The 22,295-nt window shown below is 41.9% G+C and carries 15 protein-coding genes and 1 pseudogene; 4 read left to right on the forward strand and 12 right to left on the reverse strand.

What is annotated here, in order from left to right; all coding sequences use genetic code 11:
- Window positions 1–2: 2 nt before the first annotated feature.
- Entirely contained in the window at window positions 3–1,253 is a 1,251-nt protein-coding gene (locus tag HMPREF9447_RS20255) for a carcinine hydrolase/isopenicillin-N N-acyltransferase family protein (RefSeq protein ID WP_009131649.1), read from the reverse strand.
- Between the two features lie 141 nt (window positions 1,254–1,394).
- Between HMPREF9447_RS20255 and HMPREF9447_RS20260 the strand changes: the two genes are divergently transcribed.
- On the forward strand, window positions 1,395–2,570 hold the full coding sequence (locus tag HMPREF9447_RS20260; protein ID WP_009131650.1) for a peroxiredoxin family protein: 1,176 nt from the start codon (window positions 1,395–1,397) through the stop codon (window positions 2,568–2,570).
- Between the two features lie 361 nt (window positions 2,571–2,931).
- Here HMPREF9447_RS20260 and HMPREF9447_RS20265 read toward each other — a convergent pair whose 3' ends face one another.
- From HMPREF9447_RS20265 to HMPREF9447_RS20285, 5 genes are all read right to left on the reverse strand, one after another.
- On the reverse strand, window positions 2,932–3,537 hold the full coding sequence (locus tag HMPREF9447_RS20265) for a TonB-dependent receptor plug domain-containing protein (protein ID WP_009131651.1): 606 nt from the start codon (window positions 3,535–3,537) through the stop codon (window positions 2,932–2,934).
- A gap of 92 nt (window positions 3,538–3,629) precedes the next feature.
- The gene (locus tag HMPREF9447_RS20270; RefSeq protein ID WP_009131652.1) at window positions 3,630–4,394 is read right to left on the reverse strand and encodes a TlpA family protein disulfide reductase; all 765 of its coding nucleotides are present in this window, start codon (window positions 4,392–4,394) and stop codon (window positions 3,630–3,632) included.
- Between the two features lie 16 nt (window positions 4,395–4,410).
- Window positions 4,411–6,591 (reverse strand): M56 family metallopeptidase, encoded by a 2,181-nt coding sequence (locus HMPREF9447_RS20275; RefSeq protein ID WP_009131653.1) that lies wholly within the window; start codon window positions 6,589–6,591, stop codon window positions 4,411–4,413.
- 14 nt (window positions 6,592–6,605) lie between these two features.
- The gene (locus HMPREF9447_RS20280) at window positions 6,606–8,450 is read right to left on the reverse strand and encodes a TlpA family protein disulfide reductase (protein ID WP_009131654.1); all 1,845 of its coding nucleotides are present in this window, start codon (window positions 8,448–8,450) and stop codon (window positions 6,606–6,608) included.
- Between the two features lie 21 nt (window positions 8,451–8,471).
- Window positions 8,472–8,834, reverse strand: a complete 363-nt coding sequence (locus tag HMPREF9447_RS20285; RefSeq protein ID WP_009131655.1) for a BlaI/MecI/CopY family transcriptional regulator — start codon at window positions 8,832–8,834, stop codon at window positions 8,472–8,474.
- 165 nt (window positions 8,835–8,999) lie between these two features.
- Here HMPREF9447_RS20285 and HMPREF9447_RS20290 point away from each other — a divergent pair, with 165 nt between their 5' ends.
- Both HMPREF9447_RS20290 and HMPREF9447_RS20295 read left to right on the forward strand, forming a co-directional pair.
- Window positions 9,000–9,710 (forward strand): hemerythrin domain-containing protein, encoded by a 711-nt coding sequence (locus HMPREF9447_RS20290; protein WP_009131656.1) that lies wholly within the window; start codon window positions 9,000–9,002, stop codon window positions 9,708–9,710.
- On the forward strand, window positions 9,700–10,317 hold the full coding sequence (locus HMPREF9447_RS20295) for a response regulator transcription factor (RefSeq protein WP_009131657.1): 618 nt from the start codon (window positions 9,700–9,702) through the stop codon (window positions 10,315–10,317). Before HMPREF9447_RS20290 ends, HMPREF9447_RS20295 begins: the two co-directional genes overlap by 11 nt.
- Window positions 10,318–10,956: 639 nt before the next feature.
- Here the strand turns inward: HMPREF9447_RS20295 and HMPREF9447_RS20300 are convergent.
- From HMPREF9447_RS20300 to HMPREF9447_RS20315, 4 genes and pseudogenes are all read right to left on the reverse strand, one after another.
- Window positions 10,957–11,439 (reverse strand): hypothetical protein, encoded by a 483-nt coding sequence (locus tag HMPREF9447_RS20300; protein ID WP_009131658.1) that lies wholly within the window; start codon window positions 11,437–11,439, stop codon window positions 10,957–10,959.
- Between the two features lie 82 nt (window positions 11,440–11,521).
- Window positions 11,522–11,722 carry a hypothetical protein gene (locus tag HMPREF9447_RS20305; RefSeq protein ID WP_009131659.1) on the reverse strand — a complete coding sequence of 67 codons (201 nt, stop codon included), beginning with the start codon at window positions 11,720–11,722 and terminating at the stop codon, window positions 11,522–11,524.
- A 48-nt stretch (window positions 11,723–11,770) separates the two neighbouring features.
- Window positions 11,771–13,111 (reverse strand): annotated as a pseudogene (locus tag HMPREF9447_RS20310) (alpha/beta hydrolase).
- 10 nt (window positions 13,112–13,121) lie between these two features.
- Window positions 13,122–14,078, reverse strand: a complete 957-nt coding sequence (locus tag HMPREF9447_RS20315; protein ID WP_009131661.1) for an SPFH domain-containing protein — start codon at window positions 14,076–14,078, stop codon at window positions 13,122–13,124.
- A gap of 163 nt (window positions 14,079–14,241) precedes the next feature.
- Between HMPREF9447_RS20315 and HMPREF9447_RS20320 the strand changes: the two genes are divergently transcribed.
- Window positions 14,242–18,597, forward strand: coding sequence for a hybrid sensor histidine kinase/response regulator transcription factor (locus HMPREF9447_RS20320; protein WP_009131662.1), 4,356 nt, complete (start codon window positions 14,242–14,244; stop codon window positions 18,595–18,597).
- A 50-nt stretch (window positions 18,598–18,647) separates the two neighbouring features.
- Here HMPREF9447_RS20320 and HMPREF9447_RS20325 read toward each other — a convergent pair whose 3' ends face one another.
- Both HMPREF9447_RS20325 and HMPREF9447_RS20330 read right to left on the reverse strand, forming a co-directional pair.
- Window positions 18,648–20,234, reverse strand: coding sequence for a DUF5123 domain-containing protein (locus HMPREF9447_RS20325; RefSeq protein WP_009131663.1), 1,587 nt, complete (start codon window positions 20,232–20,234; stop codon window positions 18,648–18,650).
- A gap of 32 nt (window positions 20,235–20,266) precedes the next feature.
- Complete coding sequence (locus HMPREF9447_RS20330) at window positions 20,267–22,282, reverse strand: RagB/SusD family nutrient uptake outer membrane protein (RefSeq protein WP_009131664.1); 2,016 nt, start codon at window positions 22,280–22,282, stop codon at window positions 20,267–20,269.
- Window positions 22,283–22,295: the final 13 nt, after the last annotated feature.

Genomic DNA, 22,295 nt, shown 5'->3' on the forward strand with positions numbered 1-22,295 from the left:
ATCTATTCTGCTTCAAGTAAACTCTGATAAATCATTCTTATCGACGCATCCAGCTCTTCATAAAGCTTCGGTATTGCTTGGGTATCGAGACTTCCCTTTTTCCGCCATTCTTCTAATAATGGTTTTGTAGTACGGAATACTTCATCTTCCACAGAAGTAAGCGTTGTCATATAGCCATCGCCTTTCTCCGGACTATACAGCCGTTCCCAATTCAGATAACGTCCGGTTCCCATCCCTTGCTTATAGCTGAAAACCCGATCTGCCAGACGAAGCGACCAGTCGCTAAGCGGGGCGGCCTTACATTCTTTATTGAGACGAACCAACTCAGGAAGTAGTTTATCGGCACCTTTCACCCAAAGCGGAATGGCTATTCCGGTGGGAGGATAACCAAGCAGCGTCCACATGGTTGTGAGTTCCGCCTTCTCACCCGGCTTCACACCTTGTACCACTGCGGAACACGACGTACTGCTACGCGGAATGAAATCCTGGTCAATAAACCAGCCTGACGCCTGCGGACGGTTATACGCGCCATTACGCAAATCAATATCAAGCATACGGTTGCGAAATGAACGCGACAAGTCATTGAAGATGAACTGCGGTGTGATACTACCTGTGGCCGAAGCTTTCATTAACACCTGGTCTGCTTCCATATATCGCACATATCCGGCACCTTCGTTCACTTTACCTGCAAAGGAAAAGTTGGTACGGGCAACATAGCCATAAGGAGCATCCTTAGGATTATTAGCATCATACATGATGTACTTCTGATAATCCACCTCAAACATAACCGCGCCACCTTTCGCATCAATCACACCTAAATTGGCCTCAATATAACTGGGCTTGGAGATGGTATCCAAGAAATGACAGAAATCCTCTACAGTGGCACAAACTTCGAGCGCACGATAGATAATGCGTCCATTGGCAGCTCCCCGCTCCTCACCATCTTTCACGTCCACCAAGTTATAAGACTGAGTATTCATCAAAGCAAATCCTGCAGAATTAGTTCCCATCCATGCTTCTTTCAGATACGCATTATCACTATTCACTACAGCAATGAAATCATACTTTTCGCCTTTCACGTAGTCAATATGATTTCGCATGAAGTCCGTATCGCGGTTCTTCCAAAGCAAAGGGCGACCATCAGGAGTAACTTTACCTGATACTACAGCAGAGGTACAGGCCAGCACAGAGTCAGTAAGCAAGAGTGCGGTTGCCACCACACACAGAATTAATAAGGAGGTGCGTTTCAACATAAATCATCAGGTATTAGGAAGTCGATACAAAAATAAGAAATTCAGATAATAAAGAGCCTGAATAAATGAGAATTATTTGGTTTATATTGGATATCCCTATAATAATACCTACTTTTGAACACAACTAAAACGAAGGAAACCATGAAACAATTCCTCCCAACGGCGTTACTAACGTCCATGCTGTTAATCAGTTCCTGCACTACAATTCCCGCCTTTCGGATAGATGCCACAACACAAGGCATACAGGCAGGAGATACGCTTATCTTTACCCACCACTCATTGCCCGACTGGAAGGAAGTTAGCTATGACACGCTTATTACTACCAGGGAAGGAAAGTTTTCTTTTAATAAAATAATCGGTAAAACAAGCCTTTATAATATTGTATATCGTCCTTCCCAGGCCGAGCCCCTGCCCTATTGCAATCGCGGCTTTTCGTTTTATGTCCGCCCGGGCGACCATTTGAAGGTGAAAGGCAATATTGAATTCTTCCCTGCCATGCACAAAGAAGGCGGAATGTATGACGACCCGCGCCTGCAACGCATCCTTACCCTGGAAGACAGCATAACGGTGGAGATGAACAAACTCTATCGCAAACTACGCCATTTTGCCGATTTACGGGGTACTCCGCAGGCTAACCCGGATTCGATGATATACTATAACCAAGCTTACAGACAGTGCCGCTCCAAAGAATTGAGCGAAGCCCGGCGCAACTTCTACAACACAGCGGACGATAGCGAATACGCTGCCTTGGAATATATGCAGGCTCTCCATGAAATACCATACAAGGAGGCTCAGGAAAGATTTACCCGCTTCATACCCGAAGTCCAGTCATCTACTACCGGAAAGATAATAGAGCAGTTGCTTAAGGTCATGAAAAATATAGAACCGGGAAACACTCCAAGTGAATTTACCGTTATTGCTGCCGACAGCAGTCGTATATCCTTATCGGACTATCGGGGCAAATATCTGCTTATCTATCATTGGGGATATGGTTGTCCGGGCACTACCTGGGTGCATCCGCGCCTCTTGGAGCTCTACGCAAAGTATCATGACAAAGGGTTCGAAATCCTGGGATTTACCGGGGATGAACGTCCTCAAAATCTTTCCGGAGATGCGGAAGTAACTGCACTCTATTTCCCACCCTGGCCCACTGTGTATACAGAACAAAAAGAAAATAGCTTTATAGCAACCGACTATTACTTCAACGGAGTTCCCATCCTGATGGTGATTTCGCCCGAAGGCAAGACACTCCTGCGAGGGTATAGCGACATATATCAACCGCTCAAAGATTTACTGGAAAAAGAAATGGGTGAATAAAAAAGCTGTAATGCTTGACTTTGGCTTACGAATGTAGTATATTTGTGACCGTAATCCTGATTTAGATTCGGGAAGAAGACAGTGAGAGGAGTGACACAAGTTACTCCTCTTTTTTTGTATAACATAGTAAGAAATCAAGGAAAACACACCTTGTTTTCAGTCAAAACATACGATGTAATCACTCAAAACATACCATCTACCGGAGCAAAACAAACGATGTAAACAGGGTAAACACACCATCTATTTCAGAAAAACAAGAACGGAAAAGCCGAAGCTCTCCCGTTCTATTAATATTCCGTAAATCTGCTCTTGACAAAATTCTGGCAACTATTCAGGCTTGGTAGTTACAGACAATCGCTGTTTATTCATATTCTCCCCTGATAAAAATTATTGGCTTGATATATACTTCCAATATCCCATCCGCTCCGGTTTTCACTTCCATTTGTTCAATATCCGTCTGGTAGGCGGTTCGTGCAGGAACTTCTTTGCCGTCAATATAGTAACGTACATTTCGTCTATCTACGCCCTTTGATTTCAATAAATCATCAATCTGTTTCGTTGCCCTTTCTTCCTTTACCCGCTCTTTGGACTTCAATGTAACAATTATAACCCCATTTATACCACGTGTTCCATAGATTGCAGTGGCCGAAGCATCTTTCAAAATCTCAATACTTTCAATATAATCAGGATTCAGTGCAGCGAAGATTTCGGAAGGAAGCTCCACTTTATTCACGATAAATAAGGGTTCATTGGTTCTGATAGGAGCATAGTCTCTGATAACCAAAGTACTGTCTCGCTTCGGAGACTGCGTCACAAGAGTTTTATTTTTCAAAGTATCTTTGAAAAGCACACCCTCCTTCATCAAAGGAGTTCCAGCATGGACAGATATAGCGACAGATATCACTAATAATAGAAATACTCCCCAAAAGAAGCTATATCCCTGGCGAATTCGTTTTCCTTGTCTCATAGCATTATCTTTTAAGTGATTAGATTATAAACCGTCTCAAACAAAATTACTTAAAAGTAATGACTTAAACAAAGAAATAAGAAACAAAGTGTCTATTCGGCAGACAATTCCTTCAATTTATCAAACAGAAACTCGCGCTTACTCGCGTTCGTACCTTCATCCCAATAACGAATGATGCCTTTTTTATCAACCAGCAAAGTAGTCGGCGTCACCTGTACCTTAAACAGATTGAAGAAGAACAGTTCGTCAGCTATATGGGTAAAGAGGAAGGGACGGTTTTCAACAATCTTCTTTATCTGTTCCGCCGTGTTCCAGGTAGTAGAGAAATAAGTCACATCCGGACAAACTTTCATCCACTCGTTCAGATCCGACATTTCCTTGATGCAGGGTCCGCAACCAGTATGCCAGTAATTCAGGACAAAAGGCTTTCCAAGTATATCAGCTTTTGTCCAAACGCGGCCTGTCGTGTCCGTTACTTTAAAGTCCGGAAATGGCTTTCCCACCCATTCGTCAAGAGTAACCGAATTACTAGCTATCCCCAGCACAGGAGCCTTTCCCGAACGGGAAATTCTCAAAAGCTCTTCCCCACCGGGCACCTCTTCCACCGGAATCCGATATTTTATTGCGTACTCCGGTAAAGTCTTTCCCTTACCCAATCTAATCTCCCAAGCAGAGTGTCCTTCGTCATCTTGTAGCATAGCAAGACGATCTCCTTCTGCACTCCTGACTCCCGGTGGCATACCATTAAAGAAATATCCATCGATAAGATAATATTTATCACTGGTAGTCTGGGCAGAGCAAAGCCCCACCCAAACAAACATCATAGAGAGAAACAAAAAGAGAGAATTCCGTTTCATATAAAAATAGATTTGATTATTCGTCTTTTAAAGTGATTGTGACCTTCGGTGCAACTTTCACCTTAGCAGTCTTCATACCCACATAGGAAGCTACCAGCTTATCTCCCTTTGAGACAGATATGACAAAACGTCCATCTACATCAGTAATTGTTCCTTTGTTTGTTCCTTCAATCAAAACAGCAGCACCCACAATAGGTTCTCCATCCTTATCCTGTACAATGCCTTCAATCTTCATACCGTCGTTCACGGGAACATACATAACGCCTTTGTTTTTCTTACTAGTGATGTAAATCGTCCCTTTGCTATTCTCATCTTTCCTTACCTCGATACTTTCTATCTGGTCGACCGACACCACTTCATCCAGTTCTTTCCCTTCCATATCCATTTTTACACCATCGACATAAACGGTCAAATCATCCTTAGAAGCAGGATTATCCCCCATAAAAACCTTCCATTGCTTCTTATTATCTGCCTTAATTGATATATTCGACTTACCTGCCCCCTTCACTGTCAGAGAAGTAGCTGCCTTATCCACATCCTTTGTTCCTATAATCATAGGATATGGCTCTTGCTTCAAAGTAATCAGAATTACACCATTCTTCCCCTTTTCACCATATAACTTAGTAGCTGATTCATCTTTCAAAACAGACATACTTTGTATGCTTTCTGGCTTCAATGCCCCCATCACAGACGAAGCCACCTCTTTACCATCTACAATGAACAATGGCACTTCCGTTCCACTACCAGTTCCCACTCTTCTGTCTACTGTTACTGATTGAGAAACCGTCACTTCCCCGCCTTCCAGTCTAAACAACACCGGCATTGTAAATTTCACTGCTACCGCCTGTCCCTTCTGCATTCCCGGCTTCCACTTCGGCATCGACTTCACCAATCGGATAGCCTCAGCATCCAGTTCTTTATCTACCGAACGGATAACTTTAGGTTCCGTCACATTTCCTCCTTTATCAACAACGAACTGCACCGTGACACGCCCTTGCGTACCGTTTTTCTTTGCAGATTCAGGATATTTCATATTCTTCTGAATATACTCTAAGGCAGCAGGCATTCCTCCATCAGGATATTCCGGCATCTGTTCAACCATTTCAAAAACCGGAGAACCTTTCAGTTTGTCACTCACCTCCACAGGTATATACTTCACCTCTACCGGCTTCGTTGTATCTTTCAAGACTGTACTCATCTGTACTGCTTCTTCGGCAGTTTTTGTGGCTTTTGCTTCCACAATTGCTGTCAAATCATTAACTTTGACGGCAGAAATCTCTTCTGCGGTTTCCGAGATTTCAGGACGGGCAAAAGCAGTAACTGCAATCGCAGCTACCGGAAGTATATACAGATACTTCAACTTCGCCCACGGATTCGATTTTTCTTTTAACATCATAGTGATACGTTTTTTAAGTTTACTGTGATTAAAGCTGTTGGCCATAGAGTAGAGCCTTGTGCCAACAGCTTTTTTAATTAATAATAATTGGTATTGTTTCGCGTCAACGCCTTTTTCAATCACTGTTTCATCTGCTTCATACTCATGGATATTCTGCAATTCCTGCTTCAGCAGCCACGAAGCCGGATTGAACCATTGAAAAAATATACAAATATCTGCCACCAGCAAATCCCACGAATGCCGATTCTGGATATGAGCCAATTCATGGATAAGTATCTCACGCCCGTTCTCATCCAAATCTTTCTGCGAGATAACGATATACTTCATCCAACTGAACGGAGCTATATCATGGTCATGTACAATCAAAGTTACTTTTTCTTTGCCACCGGTATATTTTTCAAGTTGTTCTTTCCTACCCGACCGTAGCAGGCCACCCAATTTCAACAGTGAATACCCATTTCGGAAGGCAAAAAACAAAATACCGGTCAGATACACCAATAGTGCCACTTGTATCCAAGTCACCGTCACTTCCTCTGCCTGCAACTCTGCCGTGTTTGCAGTGTTCATCATGTCTGCCAGCATCAGCCACTGCTCCAGGGTCATCATTGTTTGATGGACCTCTGTCTGTTTCTCCACAGTCACCTCCACCAGCGGCAAGAGGCATGACAGTAACAATATGCTCAGTAATGCCACCCGGTTGAAACGATGAAACGTTTCGCGGCTCAGCAATAAGCGGTAGAACAGGTAGAACACCGCCAGACAAACCGACGACTTCAATATATAGACAAAGAAAATTCCCATATTGATGTACTATTTTATAATTTACTCAATTCTTCTTTTATCATTTCTGCACCGGGGAAACCGGTAACTTTATATGCAATATTCCCTTCCCTGTCTACAATAAAATAAGTAGGTATTCCGGGATATTCATACAGTTTTCCCATAGCAGAACTTTGTTCACTGGTAATCCGGTAGTGTATACCGTGAATATCAGGTATTGTGATTTTCCATTTTCCTTCGGGTGAAGATTCATCCGCCACATAAACATACACCACATCCTTCAATTCTTCCTTAACCGGCTGTAAGCTTTTCATTGCCCTTATGCAGGGTCCACACCAAGTATTCCACATATCTATCAATACCACCTTTCCACGATACGGGCGGGTGATAGTAATTATAAGGTTATCTGCCGTAACTAAAGTATCCAGTTGGCAAATGGTATAACCGGTTTTCTTTGCACTTTCCGCAAGCAAATCTACTATTTTTTGATTCCGGATATTCAAAGCTTTCTTTATTTCCGGTTCGGCAATACTATCCAAAGTCAACAATTGCTCCTCGCTCAACGGCTTCACTCGGGCAAGAGCATCCCCTAAAGGTTTTGCACGCAAAACGTCCTCCCAGATAGATTCCGGTTCAAACTTCCCTTTGAAATTTTCGGTAGCCACGCGTACAAAATCCGGATAACTTCCATAGCGGATATAAGGCGAATGAGTAAAATCCAGTTTCAGAATTTCGTCATAATAGCTTTCATCCACTGTCATGTCTGCCCGCTTCACCCCTTTCTTTCCAGAAATCATCGGTGCATAACTGATATTACCTTTATATCCATTGATGGCAAAGAAATACGACATTTCCAGCTTAGTTATCAGATAAGTATGCGCAGCATCGCTCAATGACTTATTCTTCAATATGTCTGCACGATATTTTTCGTAAATCTTAGTCACATATTTCTTATACTGATTGGGAGTAACTCCACAAATATTCTCATAGAAATTCTCAGCACTATATATATTCATTAATGAACCATATTTTGCCAGTTCCGTATTCAATCCGGCATAGGTCCCTTCAAACCAAACAAGTTGTCCTTTTTCTTTCTTCCCGAACAGACGGGTTTCGGACCAGAAAATCGCCGGTAAATTTAAAGTCACTACAAGTTCACCGCCCGGGACAAGAAATAATTCAAAACGCTTTTTCCCTACCCGCAAAGTAGCTTCACCGGGCAACAGCAAATTTGTTTCATACCGGAAACTGCCATCTTCAGCTATTGGGATTGATTGTCCGAATATGTCGAAGAACAACCAGTCCGTACAATTAAAATTCAAAACGGTTCCATATCTTGAATTATATCCCAATATCCGCCCGCGTATCACCGTCTTTCCATTTTTCAGTTCAGGGTCAGGCAAAGGCTGGGAATAATCTAACTGCTGGTTCAGAAGTTTTTCAGGTACTCCGATATCAGGCTTTTTCCCGTCCAGACGCACTCCGTATATACACCAGCCCTTATCATCCGAATCCGGCATTTCCATGAAATCGAAACTTTCCGCATCCATAGGGAGCGGTTCAAATTTCAGTGTCACGGGCAACTCACCCGAAGCCGGTACTCGTGTCCACAATTGTTTAGAGAAACCATCGCCCCCTAAATATGCATATCTTTTTCCGGCAACCTGCAAAATCGTTGTCGAATCTATTCTCACATCATCGCCCGAGATAGAATATATTTTTGCATCCACCCACGTTGTATCCTTGCCCAACGTCACTTTCTCTATTTCAAGTTGGCTACCGCTAGCTGCCATGAAATAAGGTGCTTTCACTGTTTTCTTTGCCTGTAAACCTACGCAAACAGCTACCAGGACCAAACAAGTTATCGCAATGTTTTTCATAATCTCCGGCATTTAAAGTTACTATTTTGTTCCTTTCTCCACTTCAGCAATCAGTTGCTTCAGGTCGTCCAGAGAGATATCCTCCTCTTTTACCAGAGATGACACTGCACTGAGATACGAATTATTAAAGTACTTGCTGATTACCTTCTTCAGTGTTCCTTTACTGAAATCGTCCCTATTCACCACTGCATAATATTGATACGTATTACCATATGTCTTATGCGCCAAGAAGCCTTTTTCTTCCAGCCCCCTTACAATCGTGGATAAAGTATTGAAATGTGGTCTCGGCTCTTCATAGAAAGCCAACATCTCTTTCACAAACAGCGGACCTTTCTCCCAGAAAAATCCCATAATCTCTTCTTCTTTCGCAGTTAATCCTTTCATAGTCTTCATTTGTTTTTTGCAAATAACTAAAATATTTAGTTTATAAACTAATTTTCCTCGTTAAATAAAACTAAACGCAAAATACCTACAAATAGCGATTGCTATTTTCAGGGAAAATCCGTTCCTTTGCGCACGAATAAATAAAGAAAGAAAGGATAATCTACAATGAATGAACCGCATAAGTATCGCGCCACAGACAAAATGAGCGACCTTATCTGTGATAACTACTCCTTATTAATGGTTATGAGCCGCTTCGGTCTCTCTCTGGGTTTCGGAGATAAAAGTGTGAAGGACGTTTGTGAAGCCCAAGGCGTAGACTACCGCACCTTTCTCGCAGTAGCCAATTTCATCAGTGAAGAACAATATGCCTATACCTATAGTGAAGATGAAGATGCTTTTTCCATCCCTGCACTAATGAACTATCTGAAACAGGCACACACCTATTTTCTCGATTTCAAGTTACCGGTCATTCGCCGTAAGCTCATTGAGTCCATCGACTGTTCAGGTACCGACAACATCGCCTATCTCATTCTGAAATTTTTCGATGAATATGCGAAGGAAGTACGTCGCCATATGGAGTACGAAAACGAGGCTGTGTTCACCTACGTAGAAAAGCTCCTGGAAGGTAATCTTGCTGAGAATTATGACATAGCAACCTTTGCCAGCAAACACAATCAGATAGAAACCAAGTTGACAGAGCTGAAAAATATCATCATTAAATATTATCCGGAAAAAGAGAATAACAACAAGCTCAACGCCGTTCTTTTCGATATCTTCAACTGCGAACATGACCTTGCTTCACACTGTCAGGTAGAAGACTACATGTTTGTTCCTGCTGTGGCACAATTGGAAAGGAGATTGAAAAATGAACAATAACGCCTCTTCTATAAAAATAGCAGTTGCGGAGACTTCTGTTATTATTCGTAGTGGGCTTACAGCAGTATTAAAGCGCTTGCCCAACCTGAATGTACATCCAATAGAAGTCTCTTCTCCGGAGTCTTTACAGAGCTACATCCACCTGAACACGCCGGATATTCTCATTGTCAATCCAACCTTCGGAGGCTGGTTTGACCTCGCTACACTCAAAGCCGAAAACGGCAAAGTGGAGACTAAATATCTGGCACTTGTATGCTCGGTCATCGACAGTAACTCATTAAGAGAGTATGATGACCATCTTTCCATCTGCGATGATGCAGAAACAATTGCCACCAAAATCAATCAGTTGCTTTGCACCGACGAAGAAGAGGAAAAAGAAAACGAGCAGGAAACACTCAGCCAGCGCGAAAAAGAAATTATCACCTGTGTTGTGAAAGGCATGACCAACAAAGCCATTGCCGACCAACTTTACCTCTCCATCCACACTGTTATCACCCATCGCCGAAACATTGCCCGCAAACTGCAAATACATTCTCCGGCAGGTCTCACCATTTACGCTATTGTGAATAAGCTGGTGGAATTACAGGATATCAAGGATAATTTATAAAAAGGGTACATTAGGATTTATTCCTAACATACCCTTTATTCATATACTCTTTTTAAATGAAATCTATCTTTTCAAAGCTTTTCATTTAAGTTTGGTCGACTGATTCTTTTCCATAACCTTGTCCTTCATCACTTCTAAGATCCAGACGTACATCGTTTTTTATCCAAACTCCATCAAAACAGACTGAACATTATAGGTACCTTCGATACCACTTTTACCAATTTCAAACCCATAATGTCCTCCACTCACATCAATATTATACAAACTTTTCCGCATTCATAGGGTGCATTCGCTATAACCCCCAAATCTATAAATCAAAAGTAAAAATAGATTTTAATTATCAATCCCTTACAAGAAGTTAAGAGTTTATCGACAAGGAGTTAACTTTTTGTTGACGAACTCTTAACTTCTTGTCAACAGAGTATTAAATGAAAAAATTCCCGTTCCTTCACGATATCACATCGGGGAAGACGGGAACCTTTTTTCCTTAATAAAAGTGGTTACGTAATTATGACTAACTAATTCATTAAATCTGATGTTGCAAAAGTAGGGTATTTGCAGAGATACCACAATCCCTAAAACAAGGTATAATGAAAGAATCTAATAGCCATAATTAGGTATTTATGCCCATAAATTGTTCTATTTATACTTGAAAGCCAATATATAATACACAATCAGCACTATCGCCATCAGACAACCGACACCGACTGTGAGCATATTACACAGCCCCTGCGGAATGCCATATTCTACCTCCACCTTATTAAAAACAAGGACAAGGAAGAGCAGGACTATCATGATATTCAGCACCCGGGCAAGACGAATTGCCAGAAAAAACTGTGTGGCAACATTCTGCTGGGTGATACGTACCGGAAAATGCACAAAACGGATAGGCAAGTAGGCTGTAGCACCTATAGCCAGAAGACTGAAAGTGCCAAGCCCGGCAGATAAAAGAGAGAAGTTTGCCGTTACTTTATCTTCCACATGAAGATAAACCCATATTGCACATACCCAGGCAGCAACCGCAAATAATGCAGCAACACCTTCCATTATGCGATCCACAACAGTAGGATGTATGCGGATAGCAGAAATTTCTTTAGCAGAATAAGGACCGAGATTTAACATAAAACTATAAATTTATAATTTGACAGTTTATAATATACGATTGAAATAGCCAATCACTTATCACTAACAACTAATCACTGAATTACGTTTCAGACTCCTGAGGCGGAGGAGTATTTTTAATCTTCTTCATCCGCCCGCTCTTCCGCAACGCCTCAGCAATAATCCACTGAAGCTGCCCGTTAGTGCTGCGAAACTCATCGGCTGCCCACTTTTCGAGAGCATCCATGGTTGCAGCATCTACACGCAGGACAAAGCTTTTGGTTGAAGTTTCTTTTTTAGCCACGATTCTATTTTATAATTTAATGATTTACAAATTATGGTTGAATTTATATTATAGCAAACTCCCATTGCGGATAAATGACGCAATATCATCCATTACATATCCAACTACAGGCGACTCACGCTCATACTCAAACGGAGTAGCTTTACCACTACCCTCCTGCAACATATGATTGAGCTTGGGGTAAGATTTAAAGAAGGCATTCTTATTACGCAGTAATCCCAAACGTCATAACCCAAAATCCTCCATAGTGACCTGATAATCACGTTCGCCCTGCAGTATAAGCATAGGTAAAGTTAGTTTAACAGCTACCTCCACAGGTTTGTATGCGTTAGCAAACTCCCAGTAAGAACGGGGAACACCCAATAACAAGGGAATCTTATCATCAAACTCCGACGTACCCAGTTTCTTTGTATTATCCGCCTGCTTCTTGATTTCTTCAATCTGTTTTTTAGCACTGCCAGAAGAATCCCTCAGAGAAGAAATATAGCTCACCTGCTCAACAATGGCATCTTCAAACGGGCGGGCTAAAGCGGCTACAAGAATAATACCTGCAACCCCGTCAGCACGCTCTGCAATACGAGGGGCAAGCGTAGCACCCAAACTATGACCTAACACATAAACACTATCCGCATCAATTTCCGGCAATGTCTTTACCCAAGTTGTAATAGCTACAGCATCATCAACACTTTCGGTATCATAATCCATTTCCCGACCTTCAGGTACACAAGCCGCTCCATAAACTTTTGTACGTTTCTCATAACGTACCGTTGCAATGCCACGTTCTGCAAGCCCCCAAGCCAAATCACGAAAAGGCTTATTCGGTCCAACAGTTTCATCACGATCATTCGGACCGGACCCATGTACGAGGATTACCAGAGGGACTTTCTTCTTTCCTACAGGCAATGTCAAGGTTCCAGGTAGTTTAAAACCATCAGCTCCGACTGTTACATCCCGTTCAAGCATCTTTTCTTTATTATAAACTACCGGCTGTGCTGTAGAAACAGCAGGCACGGGCATCAGACGAATTGTATTCATTCTGCCGTCAGCATCGAATGACAACAAGAAGCGAAGACTGTAGCGCTCAAACTTCAAATCGGAATAATAAAGTGTAATGCCTTGTGCAGTCTCTTTCTGCCACTCTCCTGTAGACTGGAGTTTGCCGAATTGTCTTTCCGACTGTTTAAACATATCTTTGAAGACGTCCGGAGATAACTTCTCCTGCAACTCTTCTGTTAAAAGAGCATGAATACTATCACCCTGATTCGCTACAAACAATTCGTATACATGCTTGGCACGGCCCATATTTGCATCTTGAGCAAAAACCGCTGCCACATACCCCAGTAGTAAGCCGAGCACTAATGCCCACTTATATAGAAAAGAAAAGTTCATACTATTCTGATTAATGATTTAACGTACCCGCATTAATAACCGGCTGTGCGGCCTCATCGGCACAAAGCACTACTAACAAATTGCTGACCATAGCCGCCTTTTTTTCTTCGTCCAGTTCAACAATCTCCTCCTCAGAAAGTTTATGCAAAGCCATTTTTACCATAGAAACAGCACCTTCCACTATTTTCTCACGGGCAGATATAATGGCCGAAGCTTGTTGACGGCGAAGCATCACCGCAGCAATTTCAGGCGCATAAGCCAAATAGTTGATTCGCGCTTCCACCACTTCCATACCTGCCATTGCAAGGCGTTCGTTCAGCTTCTGTTCTAACTGTTCATTGATTTCCTCGCCACCGGAACGAAGAGTCAGCCCTTCGGCGTCCGCCTCATTATCATCATAAGCATATTGTCCGGCCACCTGACGCAAAGCTGCATCGCTTTGTATCTTCACAAAGTTCTCAAAAGCGTTCATACGACTAGCCACCGCATTACCTATAGTAATCTGGTTAGCATTCCCCGATGTATGAGCCGAAGATGCCATCGTCTGTGAATCAATCTCAAACATAGCCTTATAGGTATCTTTGAGTTTCCACACCAACACCAAACCGATGAGAATAGGGTTACCAATCTTATCATTCACTTTGATAGGTTCCACGTCCAGGTTACGGGCACGAAGAGAAAGCTTCTTCTTATCCAGAAATGGATTCACCCAGAAGAATCCGGTTTCTTTAAACGTTCCCTTGTATTTGCCGAAGAAAACCATAGCCCGAGCTTCGTTCGGCTCCAACTGCATATAGCCGGCAAACATTACCAACCAGACAATGCAAAGAATAGCAGCCACAACTGCCGTTGGAATGCAAGTGATAAAACCAAAGTAGATAAGTGCTGGCAATACAATAAGGTGAATAAATAAGCCTAAGAAGCCATTCATCTTAAAACCGTTGAAATCCTTTTCTTTTGTTTCCATACTTTATAGATTTAATTGATATCATTTTGATATCACAAATATATCGAATAATTCATTAGAAAAACAAGAAAGAAAGGAAGAATTTGCAAGGAATTAAAGATTATTAAGGAGAAAAGTAGTTTTTGTTGTATCTTTGCCTATAGAAGAAATAATTAGCCATATTATGAAAAAATGCACTATATCACAAAGCATTCATTTACTGCTACTTTTACTTTTCATATCCTGTAAAGTTATTGCGCAACCCGTATGTCAGATCCAGCATTTTTCAGCTTATAACGGACTGTCACAACGAACAGCAATGAACATTATACAGGACTCCAAAGGATTTATCTGGTTCTCCACATGGAACGGGCTGAATAAATTCGACGGATATACCTTTAAAAATTATAAAGCATATCCCGGAGATGGCAATACACTGACCAGTAACCGCCTATCATACATCACCCCTACACAAACCAGTGACATCTGGTGCCAGACTTATGACTATCGCATCTACCTGTTTGACAGCCGTAGTGAAAAATTCACGGATATCTTACGCCCAATCGAAGTTCGGAACCAACAATCTTACGCTGTACGTATCGTCTACAGTCTTCCAAAAGGAATTAGTTGGATTGTATGTGAAAAAGAAGCTTTCCGGATTGATGAACAAAAATGTAAAGAAGGGGAAGGAATCACTCTTTACAGCCCGAAACAGAAGAACCTAAAAGGTAATCACATCATCACCATACACCAAGATAGTGATGGGGATGAGTGGATATTGACCGACAAAGGAGTTTCCATTATCGGAAAGAAGAAAATAGAATCTGATATTCCCTTTAAGAGTATCAGGGAAGATAATGGTAATATATATCTGGTATCCCCTGACAACCAAATCGCCATATATCACCCCCAAACACAACACCTTCAGTTCTATAAAATGCCTTTCCCAACTTCCAATAACATCTACTCCATCCAGAGTCTGGGAAAAGATAGTATCGGATTATGTACAGACAACGGCTTATATATCTTCTTTGCCCAAAACAAGAAATTCCGGCAAATCGATCCTCGTACACCAACCTATCCGTCATCCAGAGTTTCATCCGCATTTAAAGACCGGCATGGAGAATTATGGTTGTTTTCTGATATAGACGGAGTAGTACGCTACAACTTATCTACAGAAGACAAGCAACATTATATAACTCCTCAGGAGGATCTTCCAAATGCTGAGCGTGTCAACCGTGATTTTATCTTCGAAGACTTACAAGGAACCTTATGGATGAATCCTCACAATGGCGGTTTCTGTTACTATGACCGGAAAGACCGACAATTAAAACCATATTACACCAACTATAATGATCCGGGATCCAAATACAGTCCCAACATTCTCAACTACTTCCTCGATTGCCAAGGCAACCTATGGTTCTGCAATAACTGGGACGTAACCAAGATATCATTCTTCCCCCATGCCTGCCATCTGGAATCCATTGATAACGGCTTCGAAACCCGCGCTTTCCTTATAGACCAGGAAAAAGACTTCTGGGTAACCACCAAAAAGGGGTTCATCAGAATTTATCAGGCAGATGGAAACCTAAAGGGATATCTGACCCCAGAAGGTAACATCAGCCCGAAACCTATATCATTTTCCAAAAACATCTACTGTTTTATGGAAGATACAAAAGGAATTATCTGGATGGGCAGTAAACAGGACGGGCTCTTCCGAGTAGAAAGAGCCAGCGATAACCGTTTCAAGATAACTCAGTTTGCCCACCAGAAGGACAATCCGTACAGTCTAAGTCATAATAGTATTTACACTATTTATCAAGATAGTCGTAAACGTATTTGGATAGGCTGCTTCGGAGGAGGATTAAATCTGCTGGAAGAGACACCAGAAGGTGAAATACGCTTCCTGCATAACGGCAACCAACTTAACAAGTATCCCCAAGCACATTTTGCGAAAGTACGGTATATTACTGAAATCGATAATGCATTACTGGTAGCTACAACGGAAGGGTTACTAACCTTCTCTTCCGAATTCACACGCCCGGAAGAAATAAGTTTCCACCGGAACATACGAATTCCGAATAAGAGGTCCAGCCTTAGCAGTAATGACGTCACCTATATCTATACAGACAGCCGAAAAGACACCTATGTACTCACGTTTACCGGTGGCATCAATAAGATATTATCTGAGAATCTGTTAAGTGATGAAATTGAGTTCAAAACATACACCACACAAGATGGCCTGCCATCCGACCTTGTGCTGTCCATGATTGAGGACAGTCAGAGAAATCTTTGGATAATAGCAGAAAATGCATTAAGTTGTTTCAATCCGGGAAAGGAGACTTTCGAATATTATGACAAGAAATATCTGCAACGGGAACTCTATTTTACCGAAGCTGCCCCCGTACAGAATAAACAGCACCAACTACTGTTAGGTACGGATATCGGGGTTCTGAAAATAACACCTGAGCAGCTCAGAAAGAGCACCTATGCCCCACCTATCGTTTTTACGGATCTGAAAATACAAGGTACTTCACAAAAGCTGGACATTGATGATCTGGAAGAATTAAAACTGAAACCCTCCGAACGTAACGTGATCTTTCAGTTTGCCGCGCTGGACTATACAGATCCGGCATCTATCAGCTATGCCTACCGTTTAAAAGGACTGGAAGAACACTGGAATGAAGTAGATAACAGCCGTTCTGCAAACTATATCAATCTTCCTCCGGGAAACTATGAATTACAGGTACGTTCCACCAACAGTGACGGAGTATGGACAGAGAAAACACGAATACTGCCCATCACCGTACTTCCCACATTTTGGGAAACGTATTGGGCATGGATACTCTATGCTGCATTGTTTGTACTATCAACAGCAACCATCGTCTATATTATTCTTTATATCTACAAGTTGCAACACCGGATAAGTATTGAACAACAACTAGCCAACATTAAGTTACGCTTCTTCACCGATATTTCACATGAATTACGCACTCCGTTAACACTCATATCCAGTCCGGTAACCGAAGTACTGGAACATGAAACTCTTTCTACCAACGCACGCAAGCACCTGACGCTGGTACATAAGAACACAGAACGCATGCTTCGTCTAGTCAACCAGATACTGGATTTCCGAAAAATAGAAAATAAGAAAATGAAAGTATTACTGGAAAAGACAGATGTGATTGCATTGCTGCAAAAAGTAATGGATAATTTTCGCCTCATTGCCGAAGAGAAGAATATAAACTATCAGTTACAAACGAACCAGGAAGTAATATCTGCCTGGATCGATCAGGACAAATTCGAAAAGATTATCTTCAACCTGTTATCCAATGCATTCAAATACACTCCGGCAAATAAATCCATTACAGTTTATGCCAACGTGGAAGAGGATAAATTAAAAGTGTCCGTAACCGATGAAGGTATCGGCATTGACCCGAAAAAACAGCAAACGCTCTTCCAACGTTTTGAAACACTGGTGAAATATAATATATTGCAACCGTCCTCCGGTATCGGTCTGTCACTTGTAAAGGAGCTGATAGAGCTTCATTGCGGCAGCATCGAAGTAAAGAGTCAGCCCGAAGTAGGTAGCGAATTTATCGTCACACTGCCAATGGGGAAAAAGGTATATGAAACAAATGAGAACACAGAATTTATATTGGATGACGGGACTTCTACAGAAACTGTCAGTACTACCGATGAAGTTTCTTCAACGGTATCCGCTGATATGGATGAAGCAACTCCGATCTCTATACTGATTGTGGAGGATAATACGGAACTACGGAGCTTCCTGCATACCATTCTCTCGGAAAATTATAAAGTTATTGAAGCAACTAATGGTCAGGAAGGTTTGGAACGTGCACAGGAGTATGTTCCCGATCTTATCATTAGTGATATCATGATGCCAGTAATGGATGGCCTGGATATGGTGAAGAGCATCAAGGAAAACCGGAACATCTGCCATATACCTATCATTCTGTTATCTGCCAAATCTTCATTAGACGACCGTATTTCCGGTTTAGAGCAAGGTATAGATGACTACATCACCAAACCCTTCAGTGCTACTTACCTGAAAGCCCGCATCAAGTCACTATTGCATCAACGCAAACAATTACAGGAAATTTACTGGAAAGAATGGTCAGAAAAACAGAAAAAAGCATCGGCATCTCCCATTGATTTGTCTCCTTCCCAACCACAAATCACGCCTTATGACGAGCAGTTCATGCAGCAAGTAATGGAAATAATGGAAAAGGAAATGGATAATTCTGAGCTGACTATCGAAGAGTTTGCACAGAAGTTGGGACTGGGACGTACAGTCTTCTACCAGAAGTTGAAGTCCATCATTGGTTTGTCACCAGTAGATTTTATACGAGAAATACGAATCAAACGTGCTGTACAGTTAATAGATAGTGGAGAATATAATTTCTCACAGGTAGCGTATATGACAGGCTTCAATGATCCTAAGTATTTCAGTAAATGTTTCAAGAAGCAGGTGGGAATGACTCCATCAGAATATAAAGGAAAGTCCGGACTTTCCTAAGCCCGGACTTTCTTTTGAGAGAATCTTATCCTGAATCTAATACCTACAAATTAAAACCATCTCGGGTCTCCTGCCACGCCTGTTCCTGCAAATCCGGCACCCGGTTTAATGTGGAAATCACCATTGGCAGGATCTACAAACAATCCGTAGATATCCAAATTCACAACTGTGATATCGGCTAACGGGCGAGAGTCCTCCACCAGATCATTTGTTTTGTAAGAGCCACCATAAGAAATGGAAACATTACCGTAGTTACCATTTGTAGAGTGAAGTTTCTGACCACCGTTAGGACCGGCAAAAATACAATTCTCAATAGTCAGTGTCGGTCTGGAGTTATTGTCAAGCAACCAAAGGTGAGTCATCTTTTCTGCAATATTTACCAGAGTTATGTTTTTGAACTTGATATCAGTCTTCACACGTATATCAGCAATACGGGTGTTAAACTCGGTCAGTGTGCTGTTCGTTACATTAATAGAAGGAATGGTACATCCTGAACCTACATTAAGGAAACTCCAACCGCCGGTATTTGATACCAGACAGTTATTAAAGTTGATGCTATTACCTTCGGCACCACTGTGGAGGCGAACCGCAGAGTTAACCTTCTTCACTTCGCAACCCTCAAAGTTGATATCATGGAACTTCTCTGCACCTACCTGGAACATAAATCCACCGTCTGAATTCATACTGAGATATTCGAAGTTTACATCTTTCACTTCACTTTCAATTGCGAAATAGACTTTGTTCAGTTGCGACAACTTACCACTGGCATCTTCCGAACCGACGAAACTCACATCTTCTATTCCGGTTGGAATCATAATCGTACCTTCCAAATTCCATTCCAAACCGGCCGCAAAATTTATTGTAGCTCTCTTATATCCTTTTCCAGCATATTCAGCCAGGAATTCATTGATATTTTCCACTCCCATATAACCAGGAACATTAAGAACAACACTATTTATAAAACCGGAAGTTTTCACATCCATCGTTCCACGCAATACTTCATTATAGAATATCTGTACAATATAAGAAGTACCCATTTCAAGACTTTCAAAAGTAGCACTGGCATTCTGTATTTCAGCTGCGGTCAATGCATGGTTCTCAACCACTACACTGTCCGTATCCATCAGCACAAGGTTAGTTACACGGTCAGTCTGTTCCCAAAGCATAGTAAGACTGTTTACCGTCGGTCTGCATCCTCTGAAGATTTGTTCAGCCGGCGTAGTGAAAGTAAATGAGCTCAGTTTGGATTTCAAGGATGCATCGGCATTCTCAGCATGCATACGTACCCAGTAGTTGGTAGTACCATCGAAGCCTTCAAACCACGTACGATATTCCACTTTCATGGCTGTATTGGAGTCTGCAAACGGGGTCAAAGTATCAGCTAAAATCACAATCGACTTATCAATTGTTGTAAAGTCAGCATCTTTACTGAATTCAAACACGTAATTAGCTGCATCAACCACTCTAGTGTGTTTAATTTGGATGGAAGTAGGTTTCAGGCTGCTTGCCTCAAAAATCAAAGGCTTGAACAGACGGTTCTCACCGGTAGCCACTTCCCAGTCATTCACGTCACGGTCGCACGATGAAAAGACTGCGGCTGCCATTACGAGGGATGCGAATATGTTTTTAAGTTTCATAATCTTCATTTTTTAATTCTATAGTCCGTTTATTAATAACCGTAGGAATTTACCAGATTACCCTTTGACTGATAAATGTCCGTATCATAGATAGCGTATGGATGGCGGTAATTACAAGTTCCGTTACCGATAGGATATTGTTTCAACATATCTCCAATTTCGGCACCATTCTTCAATCTGCTAAGCAATGCACTATAGTCATAAGATGCATTGATACCGGTTGCCATCACCAGAATCTTGGCAAGTTCGTCACGGTAAGTAGTGCCGGAACCGGTTTCAGGTTTCGCATAGGCTTTCGGGAACCAATCCAGCTTTTCATAACCAGCAGGGGCTGTACCCAACTCCTGATAATAGTTGGGACTTGAATAGTCTACATACAGATTGTCATCTGTTCTCTTCTTGTAATACAATACCGTAGGGAAGTCCGTAGGCTGATATGTCTTATCAAAAATCGTCACCGGATGTTGATTATCGAGCATCAGACAAAGAGTTTCTTTCATGGCTTCAATCTTAGTATCGAGTAATCCCCAACGAATCAAGTCCATCTTACGAATGCCTTCACCACCAAACTCCCAGGCACGTTCATTCACGATAGCATTGAAGAAATCAGAATCATATTGCAGGATTTCAGAAGACCCTGTACCAAATGCACGCTCACGAACTTTTTCCAAAGCCTGGCGGGCAGTCATACCGGCAGTTGTGTTCAATTGGTCCGGACCATAAAGTTCGTTCATAGCCTCAGCAAACATCAGATAGATATCAGAATAACGCATCACAATCCAGTTGATACCCGTAGCTACACGGCCGGCAGCCGCCAAGTGAAGGGCACGGTAAGTTTCACTAGTCCAATACATACGCCATTTGGCATAGTGAACGTTTACTGCATTAAGACTAAAGTCCTCATAGTTTTCTTTGCGCCAACGGCCGAAAGTCAGTGTTACATCACGACGTTTATCGGTTTTGCCAAAAGAATAGAAATAATAGATAGTAGAAGTAACATAACTGCTACCCATACCTTGCTGTCCGTACATAGAACCTTGCTGTACTTCCCAGCCCATCAGAGTACCAACATCACCAGTATTACCCACACCTAAGCCTACCTCATACAAATTTTCGTTATAAGGATTCTGATCCAGATGGTTCACCGTCTTCCAGATGTTTTCAAAATCGGGGTCCAATTGATGCGGATTCTCAGGATCACCCAGAATCTCGGCACATTGTTTAGCTGCTATTTCATAATACTCCTTATAATTTTTTACCCGACCTACATAGTAGCCGTTCATTTCAGGAATAGAGGGATGTTTCTCCAACTGTAAGTCAGGGAACTGATTTCCATCACGTAACGACCAGCCGCCGGCAAACAATGCTACACGTGCCAACAGCCCTTTTGCGAATCCTTTGCTGATACGTTCTGCCGTAGAAGCTTTACCACTGCCCAACCAAGGCAGGTATCCAATTGCTTCCTGCAAGTTTTTCACAAGGTCGGCATAAACAGAATCACGGTCAATCTTGCCGATATATACATTGGAAAGGTCAGAATTGGAAGTTGTCTTCTTATAAGGAATATCTCCATAAATACGTACCAACTCAAAATAAGCCAAAGCTCTCAGAGTTAAAGCTTCACCCAACAACGGCTGACCCACTGCCGGATTTGTTTTCAGCAATTCTCCTTCACGCATTCCCTCCACCGCAGCCGAAGCCAATTCGGCAAAACGGAAAATATTGTTCCAACGGGTAGTGGAGTTACCTGAATTACCGTAATAATGATTCTGACCATAGTCACTGTTCACTTCCTTATAGTTGGTAAGATAAAGATTACAGGTTTCCGTATCACTGATATTTTGCCAGTTTACAGAAATCTTTTGTCCATAAACGTAAGTATCGGACATGGTAGCATAAACTCCCATCAAAGCCGCCTCAGCCATAGCCTCGGTGTTGAACACATTCGTGTTGCTCTGTTTGGAAGGCGTATCAGTAGCCAGGAAGTCATCACAGGAAGTAGTGACCAGCATGGCAGCAGCCAAAGTTAATATATATAATTTCTTCATGATTATTAGTTTT

The organism is Bacteroides oleiciplenus YIT 12058, assembly GCF_000315485.1.
GTDB classification, from domain to species: Bacteria; Bacteroidota; Bacteroidia; order Bacteroidales; family Bacteroidaceae; genus Bacteroides; species Bacteroides oleiciplenus.

Coding starts and splice junctions, on each gene's coding strand:
- HMPREF9447_RS20255 (WP_009131649.1), bottom strand. CDS start 1,253: ATGTTGAAACGCACCTCCTTATTAATTCTGTGTGTGGTGGCAACCGCA.
- HMPREF9447_RS20260 (WP_009131650.1), top strand. CDS start 1,395: ATGAAACAATTCCTCCCAACGGCGTTACTAACGTCCATGCTGTTAATC.
- HMPREF9447_RS20265 (WP_009131651.1), bottom strand. CDS start 3,537: ATGAGACAAGGAAAACGAATTCGCCAGGGATATAGCTTCTTTTGGGGA.
- HMPREF9447_RS20270 (WP_009131652.1), bottom strand. CDS start 4,394: ATGAAACGGAATTCTCTCTTTTTGTTTCTCTCTATGATGTTTGTTTGG.
- HMPREF9447_RS20275 (WP_009131653.1), bottom strand. CDS start 6,591: ATGGGAATTTTCTTTGTCTATATATTGAAGTCGTCGGTTTGTCTGGCG.
- HMPREF9447_RS20280 (WP_009131654.1), bottom strand. CDS start 8,450: ATGAAAAACATTGCGATAACTTGTTTGGTCCTGGTAGCTGTTTGCGTA.
- HMPREF9447_RS20285 (WP_009131655.1), bottom strand. CDS start 8,834: ATGAAAGGATTAACTGCGAAAGAAGAAGAGATTATGGGATTTTTCTGG.
- HMPREF9447_RS20290 (WP_009131656.1), top strand. CDS start 9,000: ATGAATGAACCGCATAAGTATCGCGCCACAGACAAAATGAGCGACCTT.
- HMPREF9447_RS20295 (WP_009131657.1), top strand. CDS start 9,700: ATGAACAATAACGCCTCTTCTATAAAAATAGCAGTTGCGGAGACTTCT.
- HMPREF9447_RS20300 (WP_009131658.1), bottom strand. CDS start 11,439: ATGTTAAATCTCGGTCCTTATTCTGCTAAAGAAATTTCTGCTATCCGC.
- HMPREF9447_RS20315 (WP_009131661.1), bottom strand. CDS start 14,078: ATGGAAACAAAAGAAAAGGATTTCAACGGTTTTAAGATGAATGGCTTC.
- HMPREF9447_RS20320 (WP_009131662.1), top strand. CDS start 14,242: ATGAAAAAATGCACTATATCACAAAGCATTCATTTACTGCTACTTTTA.
- HMPREF9447_RS20325 (WP_009131663.1), bottom strand. CDS start 20,234: ATGAAACTTAAAAACATATTCGCATCCCTCGTAATGGCAGCCGCAGTC.
- HMPREF9447_RS20330 (WP_009131664.1), bottom strand. CDS start 22,282: ATGAAGAAATTATATATATTAACTTTGGCTGCTGCCATGCTGGTCACT.